This is a genomic window from Micromonospora sp. NPDC007230 (assembly GCF_042869115.1).
Classification (GTDB): Bacteria; Actinomycetota; Actinomycetes; order Mycobacteriales; family Micromonosporaceae; genus Micromonospora.
Genome location: NZ_JBIAFE010000033.1, coordinates 37,364 through 51,566, shown reverse-complemented (window position 1 = coordinate 51,566; position 14,203 = coordinate 37,364). Strand labels below are relative to the sequence as shown.

General features: G+C 67.3%; 9 protein-coding genes. 4 read left to right on the top strand and 5 right to left on the bottom strand.

The genetic code is table 11. From position 1 onward, the window contains the following. Positions 1–44 precede the first annotated feature (44 nt). From ACFYML_RS32420 to ACFYML_RS32405, 4 genes are read left to right on the top strand one after another with little or no spacing between them, the layout of a single operon-like run. Positions 45–1,109 (top strand): serine/threonine-protein kinase, encoded by a 1,065-nt coding sequence (locus tag ACFYML_RS32420; protein ID WP_387424251.1) that lies wholly within the window; start codon positions 45–47, stop codon positions 1,107–1,109. 14 nt (positions 1,110–1,123) lie between these two features. Then, positions 1,124–3,925 carry an SNF2-related protein gene (locus ACFYML_RS32415; protein WP_387424250.1) on the top strand — a complete coding sequence of 934 codons (2,802 nt, stop codon included), beginning with the start codon at positions 1,124–1,126 and terminating at the stop codon, positions 3,923–3,925. Beyond that, on the top strand, positions 3,922–8,823 hold the full coding sequence (locus tag ACFYML_RS32410) for a class I SAM-dependent DNA methyltransferase (RefSeq protein WP_387424249.1): 4,902 nt from the start codon (positions 3,922–3,924) through the stop codon (positions 8,821–8,823). The genes ACFYML_RS32415 and ACFYML_RS32410 overlap by 4 nt, the downstream gene beginning before the upstream one ends. A 33-nt stretch (positions 8,824–8,856) precedes the next feature. Next, positions 8,857–9,300: a hypothetical protein gene (locus ACFYML_RS32405; protein WP_387424248.1), complete on the top strand. Its 444-nt coding sequence runs from the start codon at positions 8,857–8,859 to the stop codon at positions 9,298–9,300. Between the two features lie 114 nt (positions 9,301–9,414). On the opposite strand, the gene ACFYML_RS32400 is transcribed toward ACFYML_RS32405, so the two are convergent. From ACFYML_RS32400 to ACFYML_RS32380, 5 genes are all read right to left on the bottom strand, one after another. Further along, positions 9,415–10,860, bottom strand: coding sequence for a hypothetical protein (locus ACFYML_RS32400; protein WP_387424247.1), 1,446 nt, complete (start codon positions 10,858–10,860; stop codon positions 9,415–9,417). A gap of 220 nt (positions 10,861–11,080) precedes the next feature. Continuing rightward, complete coding sequence (locus ACFYML_RS32395) at positions 11,081–11,635, bottom strand: Uma2 family endonuclease (RefSeq protein ID WP_387424246.1); 555 nt, start codon at positions 11,633–11,635, stop codon at positions 11,081–11,083. A 41-nt stretch (positions 11,636–11,676) separates the two neighbouring features. After that, the gene (locus ACFYML_RS32390; RefSeq protein WP_387424245.1) at positions 11,677–12,648 is read right to left on the bottom strand and encodes a hypothetical protein; all 972 of its coding nucleotides are present in this window, start codon (positions 12,646–12,648) and stop codon (positions 11,677–11,679) included. A gap of 94 nt (positions 12,649–12,742) precedes the next feature. Then, positions 12,743–13,654, bottom strand: coding sequence for a hypothetical protein (locus ACFYML_RS32385; RefSeq protein WP_387424244.1), 912 nt, complete (start codon positions 13,652–13,654; stop codon positions 12,743–12,745). Beyond that, the gene (locus ACFYML_RS32380; protein ID WP_387424243.1) at positions 13,632–14,171 is read right to left on the bottom strand and encodes a hypothetical protein; all 540 of its coding nucleotides are present in this window, start codon (positions 14,169–14,171) and stop codon (positions 13,632–13,634) included. The genes ACFYML_RS32385 and ACFYML_RS32380 overlap by 23 nt, the downstream gene beginning before the upstream one ends. Positions 14,172–14,203 lie beyond the last annotated feature (32 nt).

The window sequence follows — 14,203 nt, the reverse complement described above, 5'->3', positions numbered from 1 at the left end:
CGGCGGGCAGCAACTTCAGACGGGTGTCATCGTGAGGGGGCGGGATGACGCTGGGCACCATTGGTGGCTTCGAGTTGATCAAGCCACTTGGGTCGGGCGGGATGGGCGACGTGTTCTTCGCCGTCTCCCCGACCGCCGACCGGGTCGCACTCAAGGTGATCAAGCAGCACCTCATCTCGGCGCCGACCGTCCGCGAACGGTTCGCCGCCGAGGTGGAAAACCTCAAGCTGGTCTTCGGCTCACGGGTGGCCCGCTTCGAGGACGCCGACCCCTACGCCGACCCTGCCTGGCTCGCGGTGGAGTACGTGCCCGGTGCCACCCTGCGCCAGCATGTCGACGCCCGGGGAGCGATGCCGCTGCCGGTGGCAGCCATGGCCGGCGCGATGCTCGCCGACGGGCTGGCCCGGGTGCACCAGGCCGGCCTCCTGCACCGCGACCTCAAGCCGCAGAACATCATCCTCAGCCCGGACGGACCGAAGCTCATCGACTTCGGCCTGGCGATCCTGATCGGACGAGACGAATACCTCACCCAGACGGGAGAGATGGTCGGGACGCCCGCCTACATGGCTCCCGAGCAGGTGCGCGGCGAGCGCGAGCTGACCGCGGCGGTGGACATCTACGGCCTCGCCGCGACCCTAGTCTTCGCCCTCACCGGGCACGGCCTCTACCCGTCGACGAACTCCTGGAACCTGCTCCTGCGCATCAGCGAGCCGACCGACCTGCCGGACCTGTCGGACGTGCCGGGCCAACTGATCGGACTGCTCGGGGCGATGCTCGCCTACGACCCGAGCGCCCGGCCCGCACTCGACGACGTCCGCGCCCGCCTGCTCGCGGTAGCCACCGCGACCAGCGGCAAGGGCATCCTCGACCTGCGGCACGAAGTCGCCGAGCTCACCTACGACAGCGGCACCGAACTGGGCGTTCCGCCCGCCCTGCAGGATCCGAAGCAGGACCCGGAATCCGCCAGGGTCATCGAGGACGAGACCGGCCCCGAGCCGGATACCACCCCGACCAAGGCCGACCCGGAACGAGTCGCCGACCAGCGCGTCGACGTCAGCTGGCTGGTCGACAAGATCCGCCGCCAGTACGCCCGCCGCTCGACCCTGTAGGAAGGCTCCACCAGATGACCACCTCCCAGGACGCCACCTTCGCCCCGGGTTCCCGCATCGTCGTACGGGACGAGGAGTGGCTGGTCCGCAGCGTCAAGACCGGCACGGCGGACGGCACCATGATCAAGGCCGTCGGCGTCTCGGAGTTCGTGCAGGACGTCGAGGCGACCTTCTTCACCGCCCTCGACGACATCACGCCGCTGGTGCCCGAGGAGACGGAACTGGTTCCTGACCACTCGTCGCGGTTCCGACAGAGCAGACTCTTCCTGGAAGCGGTGCTGCGGCGCACTCCGCTGCCCCGCACCGAGCGCGGCGTGGCCCTGGCCGACCGGTTCCTGCTCGACCCGCTGACCTACCAGCAGCGCCCGGTCGAACTGGCACTGTCCGGCCTGCGACCGCGGATCCTCCTCGCCGACGTGGTTGGCCTGGGCAAGACCCTGGAAATCGGGCTGATCCTCGCCGAGCTGATCCGTCGCGGCCGGGGCGACCGGATCCTGGTGGTCTCCCCGCAGCAGGTGCTCGAGCAGTTCCAGCGGGAACTGTGGACCCGCTTCGCCATCCCCCTGGTGCGGCTCGACTCGACCGGCATCCAGCGCATCCAGCAGGAGATCCCCGCCGGGCGGAACCCGTTCACCTACTTCAAGCGGGCCATCATCTCCGTCGACACCCTCAAGGACGCCGGCCAGTTCGGGCACCACCTCGAAGCCACCACCTGGGACGTCGTCGTCATCGACGAGTCGCACAACCTCATCAACAAGGGCACGCAGCGCAACGAGCTGGCCCGCCGGCTCGCCGCGAAGACCGACGCGCTGCTGCTGGCCAGCGCCACCCCGCACAACGGCGACAAGGAGTCCTTCGCACAGCTCATCTCGCTACTCGACCCGGCGGCCATCGCCAACGAGAAGGACTACGACGCCAAGGACATCGCCCACCTCTACCTGCGCCGCACGAAGATCAGCCCCGAGGTACGCGACCAGATCGGCGACCGCTGGGCCGACCGCGGCCCGTCCCAGGCACTGCACTGCCAGGCCAGCCCGCCCGAGGAACAGATCTTCGACGAACTGACCGACGTGTGGCTGGCCGGCAAGTGGAGCGACGAAGCGATCACCGGCCAACACCGGCTCTTCCCGTACACCCTGCTGAAGTCCTTCCTCTCCTCCCACCGTGCCCTGCACGAGACGGTGACCAACCGGCGCAAGAAGGCCACCGGCGCCGAGCGGGCGGCTCTCGATCGGCTCGCGGAGCTCACCTCTGCGATGACCGACCGGGACTCCAGCAAGCTGCGGAAGCTGGTCGAGGAGCTGAAGAAGATCGGCGTCGGCAAGGGCAGCGACACCCGGGCGGTGGTCTTCTCCGAGCGGGTGCCGACCATCAAGTGGCTCGCCGAGGTCGTCCCCGGCATGCTCGGCCTCAAGCCGAACGCCGTACGGGTCCTGCACGGCGGCGTCGCCGACACCGACGAGCAGAAAATCCTGCAGGAGTTCGAACTGGCTGGCAGCGAGGTGCGGCTGCTGTTTACTGGTGACGTCGCCTCCGAGGGTGTCAACCTGCACCAGCAGTGCCACCACCTGGTCCACTACGACATCCCGTGGAGCCTGATCCGCATCGAGCAGCGCAACGGCCGCATCGACCGCTACGGGCAGAAGCACCAGCCCCAGTTCCGCGCGCTCATCCTCACCTCCGACCGCGACGACGCCAAGGACGACCGGACCGTCTCGGAGAAGCTGCTGAAGCGCGAGGAAGTCGCCCACCACAGCCTCGGCAGCGTCGAAGCCGCCACCGGCCTCTACGACGCAAAAGCCGAGGAGGACCGCCTGGTCCGCGACCTGCTCAACGGTAAAACCGTCGACGAGTCCTACGAAGCCGTCCACACCGAGATCGACGTGATGGCCGACCTCTTCGGCGAGGTCGGCACCGCCCCGGTCGCCGCTGATATCGGGCGAGCCCGGGTGCCGAAGCTGTTCGACTCCACCCGCGACTTCGTCGACGCGGCCCTGCACGAGATCTATGATGACCGGCCCGAGGACCACATCGACCTGCGCCGTGAGGACGAGCTGCTGACCTTCCTCGCCCCCGACGACCTGGTCCACCGGCTCACCGACCTGCCCCGCTCCTACCTGCGCGCCCATCGCGAGGGCGAGGACCTGCGGCTCAAGGTCACCTTCGACCGCAAGCTCGCCCAGCGCAAGCTCGACCAGGCCCGGCAGAGCAAGACCCCGATGTGGCCGGAGATCGCCTTCCTCAGCGACGTCCACCCGATGGTCGACTGGCTGGTCGACAAGGTGCTCATCCGCCTTGGCCGCCAGCAGGCCCCGGTGCTCACCGCCGACGTGGCCACCCCGACCTACCTGATCCAAGGCGTCTACGCCAACCGCCTCGGCCAGCCGACCGTGGTGCAGTGGATGGCCGTCTCTGGCCTGCCCGCGTCGCCGGAGATCCGGCCCATGGACGAAGTGCTCGGCGAGGCCAACGTCAGCCCGTCGATAGTCAACCGCGCGGAAGCGATCGCGGTCGAACCGCTCAGCCAGCTCCTGCCGCAGGCCGTCGAGGTGGCCCGGGAGTACCTGGAGGGCAAGCGCGCCGAGTGGGCTGCGGCCAACGCCGAGCCGCTGGAGAAGTACCGCCAGCAGCTGACCCATTTCCAGCAGGCCAGCATCTTCGACGAGTTGCCCGCGCCGCATCGCGAGAAGCGCCGTCAGCGCGTTGACGCCACCGTCCAGGAGCAGAAGGACCTGCTCGACCGCTTGGAAACCGCAGGTGACCCGTTGCTGCGGGTGCTCGCCGTCCTCGTCCCGTCCCCGGAGAGTGCAGCATGAGTTTCGAGTCGCTGACCAACCGCGGCGAATACCTCTCCGCCCACTACCTCGCCGAGATCCTGCCCACCACCCTCAAGGGCGGCTTGCTCAAGCAATGGTCCGAGGACGAGAAGGGCGGGCGAGTCACGCCCCGCGCCGGACTTCGCGGCATGCGCCGGCCCTACTTCGATGCCAAGACGGAGCTGGCCGATGAGGAGTTCTTCGACCCGGAGCGGCTACGCAAGCTGCACCAGGAACTGCTGAAGGGACTCGGCTTCGAGCCGCAGCCGCAGACCATCACCGTCGAGCGCACCGGCCAGGAACACCAGCTCACCGTTGCCCACGCCGAGCTGACCACCGCGCACGGCATCGTCGCGCTCGACTGCGGCTGGGCCGTCGACGCCGAAGCCGCCCAGGACCCGGACGACGCCGGCCGCCTGCTCCACCCGGTCACCCTGCCCGGTAACGAGACCATCATCACGGGTGCGAAGCTCGCGTCCTGGCTCTTCGCCGCCGAGAACCCGCCCCGCTACGTGCTCATCCTCAGCGGCGGCGTCATCACCCTCGCCGACCGCAGCGCCTGGGGCGAAGGCCGCTATCTCGCAGTCAGCCTCGACACCGCGTACGCGCGCAACGACGACAAGGAGTACGACGTCGTCGCCGCGCTCTTCGGCGCGGACTCGCTGCGTCCGCCCGCCGAGGGCGGCAGCGAACCCCTCGCTGACCTGGTCGCCGGCTCCCGCCAGCACGCCGTTGGCGTTTCCAGCGAACTTCGCGAGGGCCTGAAGGTTTCCGTCGAGCTCATCGCCAACGAGGTTCTCGAACGCATCCGGCAGGCCGGCTACCAGCCGCAACAGGTGATGGACCTCGACGAACTGGCCAAGGAACTCGGCCGGGAAGCGCTGCGCTACCTCTACCGGATCCTCTTCCTGCTCTACGCGGAGGCCCGTCCCGAGCTGGGCGTGCTGCCGGTCAACGACCGCGAGTACGTCGAGGGCTACAGCCTGGCCCGTATCGGCGACCTCGTCTCCCGCCGCCTCGCCCCCTCCGCCGAGGGCGGCTTCCACCTGTACGAGTCGCTCGACCTGCTCTTCCGCATGGTCAACGGAGGCCACCGGCCGCGCGGCGGCGCGGAAGTCGGAGACAAGGCCAGCGAGGGCGAGGGACTGCGCTTCGAGCCGATGCGCTCGGACCTGTTCCTGCCTGAAAAGACCAAGCTCATTGGCCAGCTCATCCCCAGGCCCGACAGCGACGACCCGGACGCCCCCGACGCGCCGACCATCGACACCCGGCTGCGCAACAAGGTCCTTTACCAGGTGCTGCGCCGGCTGATGCTCACCAAGGGCGCCAAGAAGCGCCGCGGTGGCTTCATCTCGTACGCCCAGCTCGGCATCAACCAGCTCGGCGCGGTCTACGAGGGCCTGATGTCGTACACCGGCTTCGTAGCCACCGAGCAGCTCTATGAGGTTGCCAAGAACGGCGACCCCAAGGACGGCTCCTGGATGATCCCGGCCTCCAAGGCCGACGAGTATGAGGACGGCGTCTTCGTCTACAAGGAGGACCCGTACACGGGCGTGCGCAGCCGGGTCAGCTACGCCCCCGGCGCGTTCGTCTACCGGCTCGCCGGCCGGGACCGGCAGACGAGCGCCTCCTACTACACCCCACAGTCGCTCACCGAAGTCACCGTCCAGCTCGCCCTGAAGTACCGCCTCGACCAGGACGGCACGGTCACCCCGGCCCGCGAGCTGCTGGACTGGACGATCTGCGAGCCAGCGCTCGGTTCGGGCGCGTTCCTCAACGAGGCGATCAACCAGGTCGCCGCCGAATACCTGCGCCGCCGCCAAAAGGAACTCGACGTCACCCTCGACCCCGAGGACTACCACCTGGAACTCCAACGGGTGAAGGCGTACATCGCCCTGCACAACTGCTACGGCGTCGACCTCAACCGCACCGCCGTCGAGCTGGCCGAGGTGTCGCTCTGGCTCAATGTCATGCACGCCGGCCTCCAGGCGCCCTGGTTCGGCCTGCACCTCCAGCGCGGCAACTCGCTCATCGGCTGCGGGCGCAAGCTATACGACCCGAAGCAGCTCGCCGACAAGTCCTGGCTCACCACCGCACCGGCCGAGAAGCCGTTCCGGGACGGGCCGATCGACGAGGGCACCATCCACCACTTCCTTCTACCCGCCGACGGGTGGGGCGCGGTCGCGGGGGAGAAGGAGGCCCGCGAGCTGGCACCGGAAGAGACCGCCAAGCTCAAGGCATGGCGTACGGCGATGAAGCGCACCCCGTCCGCCAAGGGAAAGAACTCGCAGGTCAAGCGGTTGCAGGCCCTCGCGCGGCGGGTGGAGTTCCTGTGGGGCCTGGTGCAGCAGCGGCTCGCCATCTCAGAGCGGGAGATCCGCCGCGACATCAAGGTCTGGGGCGCCGACGACCTGCCCGAGGTGCGCGAGGCGGTGGCCCGGGAAAAGATCCTCGCCGACCTGACCGCTCCCGGCACGCCGTACTGGCGGCTCAAAACGCTCATGGACCTGTGGTGCGCGCTGTGGTTCTGGCCGCTCGACAAGGTCGGCCTGCTCGACGGCTCCGACCCGGCGTACCCGACCGCGCCAGTCCAGGTCTCGCACGTCAAGGACGTGCCAGCGTACGAGGAACCGGTGGTCTACGAGGCAACGGACATCTTCGGGAACGTGCAGCCGCAGCAGATGAAGCTGCCGACCAAGGCGACCGGCGGCACCCGGCGGATGAGCATTGCCGAACAACTCCGCCTGCAGGTGCCCCTGACCAACCTCGACGACTGGCTCACCTTCGCCGAAGCCCTCATCGGCCGCAGCGACGTGGACGAGGACACCGAGCGGTTCTACGGCCGGAAGCTCACCAGCCTGAGTGAGATGAGCGAGTTCGAGCAGAAGCTCGACGGCGTCATCGGCGTCGACGCACCCTGGACCCTCTCCGACCGCTTCCCCTGGCTCCTCGCCGCCGAACGGATCGCCGAGCAGCAGAGCTTCTTCCACTGGGAGTTGCATTTCGGATACGCCTTCATTAAGGGAGGCTTCGACCTTCAGGTCGGGAATCCGCCCTGGGTCCGACCGGAGTGGGATGAGGCAGGCGTTCTTGCTGAGGTCGACCCCTGGTTCAAATTGGTCGGCGCGGATGAGAAATGGGCTTCGCGTAAGCGATCGACTCTAGCAAGAACACAGGACTACTTCTTAGGCGAGATGGCGGCCAACGCGGGAATGGTTGCCACGCTTGGCGCCGCCGCCACTTATCCCTTGCTTAATGGTACTCAACCTGATTTTTACCGGGCCTTTATGTGTCGCGTTTGGGAGAATTGTGGGAGGGGGGCAACCAGCGGTCTGCTTCATCCTGATACGCATTTCGAAGGGATTCGGGAGGCGGCCCTCCGAGCCGCATCATACCGTCGCCTACGTTTCCATGCTAGCTATGTGAACGGGGGGAACTGGGCGTTTGCGAGCCCGATCAGTCGAACGCTTGAGTTCGGAATGCACATCTACGGAGGTCTTCATGCCGTGGACTTCCTCCATGTAAGCCATTTGTATAGTGTCTCCGCGCTTACGGGCTCATTGACGCACGCGGGTGAGGGCGAGATGCCTGGGGTGAAGTTCCAGGGAGATTGGGATCGCCGCCCCCATTGGGGCCGCTTGATCCACGTCGACCTCACTCGACTTTCTCAGTGGGCGCAACTCCTTGACAAAACCCAAATGCCCACCGAACAGGTGCCGCTGCTGTACCCGGTCAGTGTGGCGGAGGATGGGGCGATGGCTGCACTAGTTAAGGTTGGCCGGCGCCTTGGGGGTAGAGATTTCAGCATCAGTTCTGGCTATCACGAAAAGGGTGCCAAGGTAGCGGGCGTTATTCGAGAGAAGGTTAGTAGCCCTGGGGCGTGGAGTGATGTTATTCTCCAGGGTCCGCATATCAATGTCGCCACACCTGTAGCTAAGCAGCCGCCGCGGATGGGGAATGCCGATAGGCCCGTCGACCTAAGTCGCGTCGCCGTGGACTTCGTCCCTAGCACGAAGTACCTCCGCGCTTGCAGCTTAGACCAATACATTCGGAATCAAGATACCTGGAACGGCCGCCGCTACACAGAATATTATCGAGTCGCGTGGCGAGAAATGATCGCGGATAACGGCGAGCGCAGCCTCTTCGCTGCCATCATCCCGCCCGGCCCTGCTCACGTGCATGGTGTTCGTAGCATGGCGCTGCCAACGGAGAGGGAAACCGTTCTGGTTGCAGGCTTCTGGGCGGCGCTGCCTCTCGATTATCTGCTTCGTGTCACGGGCCGCCGTCATCTCGACGTCGCGGATGCAACCGTCATGCCAGCCCCCGAGTTGGATCACCCTCTTTCGTCGGCTTTGTTGCTGCGGGCTCTACGGTTGAATTGCGTCACCGAAGCGTACGCTGATTTGTGGAGCGCGCTTTATGATCCGAGGTGGGCTTTGGCTGAAGGCTGGGCAATTGAAGATTCTGCCCTCGCTTCCCTTTCAACTGTTAGTCGTGATTGGAAATGGGAGACGCCCCTAAGAACTGAACGTGAGCGCCGAGCTGCACTTGTCGAAATCGATGCTCTCGTGTCGGTCTGGCTGGGCATCGGAATTGAAGAGCTTATCGCCGCCTATCGCTCAAGATACGGGGTTCTTGCCAATTACGAGGCAGAAATGTGGTTCGATTCCAATGGGCGGAAGGTTGCCGGAAACTTTAACCAGTACGGGCATGGGCAGACCAAGGAACACTACTCGGCGCTACTGAGGCACTTGGAGGACTCTGGCAGCACTCCAGCGCCAGAGGGATACACTCCGCCGTTTTACAAGGCGGACCGGGAGAACGAGTATCGGCAGGCGCATGCTGTGTTCAGCAGGCGGCTTCAGGATGCGATCGACGCGGGCTGGCAGCCGTCGTAGCCCGCTATCCCTTCTCACCCCCGAGGAGAACAGATGGCTCCGAGTAACCACCAGAAGCACCAGGCTGGGCGGCACCTCGCGGTGGCCGAAGCCCTGTTGCAGGGCTATTCGGCGAGCCTGCATGGGCCGCAGACGTTTGTGAAGATCAACGGCAGCATCGCGGCCGTGCAGGTTGCCGCACGGGGCGCATGGATGATTGCAGATATCGACAAGACGGTGGAGGCGTCCGTCGACCTCTACGTCCTGGTGGACGTGACCGAGGGACGGCGGGACTTCTACGTCGTGCCGGGAGAAGATCTGCGCAGCGGGGTGCGTGAGCGGCACAACGAGTTCATGACCAGTGTCGGCGGTGTTCGCCCGCGCAACCCCGACAGCCGGCATACGGCCATCTACCCCACGAACGTGGAGGCGTGGCGCAACCAGTGGTCGCTGTTCGACAACGCGGCCGAGCCTTCGGGTGGAAGCCCCGCCTCCTGATCCGCTCGCAGGTCGGAGGCGCACCCGGTGACGGTCTGCCGGAGATGCGCCCCCGTCTCACATACGGCTCAGTACGCGGCCTTTGTGGACCGTATGGTTTCGGGGCTGGCGGGCTCAGAATTCGTCGCGGTCGGCGAGCCGTACGACGAGGACGGTGCCGTCCCGGCCCACCGACCGCACTCCTTGGTCGGGCCGGGAGGCCGACCACCTGCGGTAGGCGCGCGGCGCGGCCCGCAGGTACGGCCCGATCCGGCCCTCGGTGAGCTGCCGGTAGAGGTCGGCGTCCACGCCCCGGAACACCTCCAGGGTCTTGCCGCCCGGCAGTGGCGCCCGGTAGCGGGTGCCCTCGGCGCTCAGGCCATCGGGCAGGTGAAGCGTTCGGGCGGTGCTGGACTCCCAGGGAGGATCCAACTCGAACAGCGCCGGGGGCTCGGGCGCGGGCGGTTCTCCCCGCTGCCGGGGCGTGGCGTAATCGCGGGCGGCGGCGTTGTTACCGGCGAACAGCAGCGCGGTCGCCGCTGCGGCGCGGGTCAGGATCTGGGTGAACCAGCCGCGCCGCTCGGCCGGGATGTCGAAGACGTCTGGTGCGCCGGGCGGCAGATCCTCGGCGGGGGACAGGGACGTCTCGGCGGCCGGGCCGGCGGGTTCGGCCGGAAGCTCCCACCTTCGGGCCTCGTCGGGCGGCGCTGGCCGGGGTCGCCAGTCCTGGTCATCGGGGCTGGCGCTCAGCAGTTCGTCTAGGTCGTTGTCCGCGCCGGACCACAGCTCTTCGTCCCCTGGCGGGTCGAGCACATACGAAGTGATTCGGGTCTTGGAGAGGCACGAGGCGACCATGAGGGACGGCTGGCCACGCCCGCCCACCCGCAGGGCGTCCACCTGCACGGCCGCGCGGGCGAGCTGCCCGTAGGCGAAGCTCGCCGCCTGGTGGGTGCCTTTGCACTCCAGGATCACGATCTTCACCCTGCTGCGGCGACCGGAGCTGTGGTGCCCCAGCAGGATGTAGTCGGGCCGCTTCTTGGTCTTCGACGTGGTCTCCACGTCGCCGACGCCGTCGAGGAAACCGGCCTTCAGTGCCACCTCCGCGTCCACGGCGTGAAAGTCCCAGCCCGGGTGTTGCCGGCGCAGCAGCGCCTTGGCAACCACCAGGGCCAGTCCGATGCCGAGCTGCTCGGACTGGGTCACCTTGTGGTGGTACACCACGTTGCCGGCGTGGCGGGAGAGCGCGAGGTGGCCCCGATGCGCGGTCAGCGTGGTGCAGTAGCGGACGTGTGCCCAGTGCCGGGCCACCTGCGCCAGCGGTGAGGCGTCCAGCAACGTGGTGGCCACGCCCAACTCGTGGAGTACCTGTGCTGGGCTGGTACGTACCCCTGGCCCGACCGGAATGGGAGTGGGTTGTTTGCTGTAGCGGTAGGCGTCATTCTCGCCGGCGTGCTCCTTGGCGTACTTGAGCACCTCGTCGACGAGCTGGTCGGAGGATACGACCGCCAGCGTCGACTCATACCCAAGTGAGCGTACGAGGGTTTCGATGTTCACGGCGGCCCCGATGCTGACGTAGCGCATGAACGCAGACACCCAGCGTTACCGATGCATGTGAAGGTGTCAATATGATGAGGATCGGGTGCCCCCGGTCAACCGACGGCGTCTGCGGGGGATCTGACTCGATGCGCCGGCAGAGCCCCTGCACGGGCCGGGGAACCTGGCCAGCAGCGGGACCGCCTCCGCGGCGGCGACCGGGTCGGGCCCCCTACCCCGGTCAGGCTGCCTTGCCGCCCGCCGTCTGTCAGCCGAGGTCGTGCTCTGCCGGGCTGGCCTTGAGGAGCCAGGTGAGCGGCATGGTCGCGCGGACGACGTAGTGGTCGCCGGTCAGGTGGTGCATGGTGACGGTTTGGGCTTGATCCTGGTCGACCATCCAGTACTGCGGGATGCCGGCGGCGGCGTACTCGCTGCTTTTGGTCGCCGTGTCGATGCCCTCGGAGCCGGGCGAAATGATCTCGACGGCGAGGAGCACGTCGCCAACCGGCAGCCAGACTCCGTCAGCTTGGACCGTGCTCCAGACGACGAGGTCGGGGATGCGCCCGCCGACGCCGCCGTTACGGCCGGGGATGCGCAGCCCGACCGCTTGGGCGATCCGGTTGGCGGGGACGCCACCCTGGGCGAGCCACACCGTGAGCCGGGTCGCAATGATGGCGTGGGCGTATCCCGGCGGCGGCAGGATCGAGACGACTGCCTCAGGGCTAACCTCGTACCGGTGGTGTTCGTCCGCGGCCATCATCGCCGTGAGGTCATCGAGCGCCACGACCGGGGGCATGTGCCTGCCAACCGCCTCCGAGGTCATGCGAGCACCGTACCGGCTCACAGGGGCTCGGAGGCTAATCGCTACGAGGTGAGCACGCGACGGTGAAGCCGCGCGTTGACCGACTCTTTTCGGTATGCCGGCAGATCGACACGCACCAGCCGGGCGAACTCTTGACGTAGCCCGGGGAGGTCGACCGGGCGCCCCGCCAGGCGGGTGCAGAGCTCCGCCAGCGGCCATGGCATGTAGCGCCCAAAGCGCGCGGCGTAGATACCTACCGTGTGGAGCGCGAACCTGTCGGAGTAGTCCAGCAGCACGTACCCCAGGAGTTGGTCCAGATCTTCCCGGAGCAGCTTGGCGGGCCGGCTGCCGTCCACCCGGGGCTTGCCGCCCTGTGTGGCCTTGAAGTCGACCAGCACCCCGTCGACGATGAGATCGGCGTCTGCGTTGAGGTCAGCACTGCCGTCGAACGTCGTCCCGCTCACCACCGATCCGGAGGGCAGCGCCGGCAGCAGCCGCTCGACCGCGAGGTCCCGCATCGCGACCAGGTCGGCAACCTCGTCGGCGTTGGCCAGCGCGAGCAGGTCCGCGGCCCGGCTTTCCGGGCCGAGTCGCATCAGGCGGGATCCGTCGACCCGGGGCGCTCGGTACAGCTCGACCAACAGTGCCAGCGCGTACGACACTCGCGCCCACCACTCGTCGGACCGCTCAGCGAACCGGGCGGGTCGAATCTGCCCGACGAACTCGCCCTCGTCGTCGATGGCGCCCAGGTCGTGCAGCAGTTCGAGTCCAGCGCGCCGGCAAGGTACTCGGCGTGCGCGCAGCCCGGCTGCGGCGAGACGGACCGACGGTGCCGGATCGACCAGGAACCGCAACCACCAATCGATCGCCGCGCCCTGCGTGCTGAGCGTGACCGCCGAGGACGGCAGCACGCGGGCTACTCCGGCGGCCTCCCGGAAGTCGGCCTGGACATCATGGTGATGCGGGAACGTCGACCGCAGCCACTGGGCTACGGGGCTCCTCGGATTCGACACCTCGGCCGTCAGGGTGGACATGTCCCTACCTCCCGATTGTGTGGAAGCCCGCCCGCTGAGCCGATGATTCAGGCAATCAGCGGAGCGATCGCCGGCAGCAGTACGGTCAGGTCGATCAGTTCGACATGCTCGGCACGCTCGGCGGTGAAATCGCGGATCGGCACGTCCAATGAGCCGAACCGCTCCTCGAACCGCTGCCGCAGCACTGGGGAGGACCGTTCAAGCCCCAGTCCGCCGACCCCTTCGCGGTGCGTAGGAAGTGAATCGCTGGCGGTCCGGCGACATACAGTTGGGCCCGTCGGCCGGACTTGTCCAGTGCGAGATGCACCAGATCGGCGAACGCGCCGCGCTTCCGCATCGCGTCGGCGCCCTTCCAGACCGACATCTTGAACTCGGCGATCCTGCGGTCGGTCTCCAGGTCGTACGGCCGGCTCGGGTCGTTGCCGGCCGCCAGCGACGGCCGGCGCAGCACCCGCTCGCCCTCCTCAAGGATCAGCGGTACGACCTGCGTGATCACAGCGGCGTGGACGATGTCGCTGAGCCGACCGGCGTGCTTGCGCACCAGCAGTGCGGCGAGCAGGAGATCCAGGCTCATGCCGGACTCCTCGACGAGGTTCGACGCGGCCCCAGGATCGACGCCGACCATCCGGGCTTCAAGGGCGGCGATGCGTCCGGTCAGATCGGCCGAGCCGATGAAAGTAAGCAACGTCGCGAACGCCTCCGCTGGATCCGGCTCAACGCTCGGCGCGACCGTCGGTGTCCTGGCCTCCTTGTTCTCGCCTTCGGTGGGCAGCTTGCTGGTGGGGAAGCCAACGGCTCGGAGATGCCGCAGGGCGATGTGCGAGGTGAAGGCGTCCCGGCGGAGGCCCATGGCTGCCCCGAAGACCTGCTTAACCGGCCACCGGACACCGCCGACCTCTACCCAGTGGTCGCGGATGTCTTCGCGCACCTGGTTCGTTAGCGCGGCGCGGACCGTCTCGGTGTCGATCTGGTACGTGCAGCCGTCAAGCCGAAAGGTGTGGATCATCTTCGCCGTACTGTCGAACAACGGACGCGGGGATGTTGACCCGGACCGGCGGTTTGGCGGCGTCGGGCGGGACCACGATGATGTCGAGGCCGATGTTCCCATCACCCTCGTCCACAGGCTCGGTGTAGATGCGGTGGCCCCGGATCACGGTGTCGGGCTCGCCGAACTCCGCCACGGGCCGCATCACGCCGTCCGAGGAGTTTCTCCGGGGCTTCGGGTATCCCTTCGCACCCTGCCCCTTCCGGCTGTGCCACCAGACTCGAAGCTCCCCTTCCTGATGGGCGTGCCAAGCCGGCTGCCGGGGACCCCGCGCAGCGAGAGGTTTGGGCATGGGGTTGTCCGCGTAGCGGTGTTTCAGCTTCGCACCAGGTGGTGTGGGCTTGGACCAGCGCAGGTAGTTGTAAACGGTGTCGATCTTTACCGGGGGAGCCTCGGGGTGCTGCTTCCGGCGCTCCTCGGTCCAGATGCCGGCGACGTGCTCGGGAAACAGTAGGCCGCCGAGCGGCGTGATACTCAAGGGTCGACTCCTCACTGTCGTTTCGAGGCTAG

Excerpts from the sequence above, each read along its gene's own strand:
- ACFYML_RS32395 (WP_387424246.1), bottom strand. The coding sequence starts at position 11,635 with ATGACCTCGGAGGCGGTTGGCAGGCACATGCCCCCGGTCGTGGCGCTC.
- ACFYML_RS32385 (WP_387424244.1), bottom strand. The coding sequence starts at position 13,654 with ATGATCCACACCTTTCGGCTTGACGGCTGCACGTACCAGATCGACACC.
- ACFYML_RS32410 (WP_387424249.1), top strand. The coding sequence starts at position 3,922 with ATGAGTTTCGAGTCGCTGACCAACCGCGGCGAATACCTCTCCGCCCAC.
- ACFYML_RS32400 (WP_387424247.1), bottom strand. The coding sequence starts at position 10,860 with ATGCGCTACGTCAGCATCGGGGCCGCCGTGAACATCGAAACCCTCGTA.
- ACFYML_RS32405 (WP_387424248.1), top strand. The coding sequence starts at position 8,857 with ATGGCTCCGAGTAACCACCAGAAGCACCAGGCTGGGCGGCACCTCGCG.
- ACFYML_RS32390 (WP_387424245.1), bottom strand. The coding sequence starts at position 12,648 with ATGTCCACCCTGACGGCCGAGGTGTCGAATCCGAGGAGCCCCGTAGCC.
- ACFYML_RS32415 (WP_387424250.1), top strand. The coding sequence starts at position 1,124 with ATGACCACCTCCCAGGACGCCACCTTCGCCCCGGGTTCCCGCATCGTC.
- ACFYML_RS32420 (WP_387424251.1), top strand. The coding sequence starts at position 45 with ATGACGCTGGGCACCATTGGTGGCTTCGAGTTGATCAAGCCACTTGGG.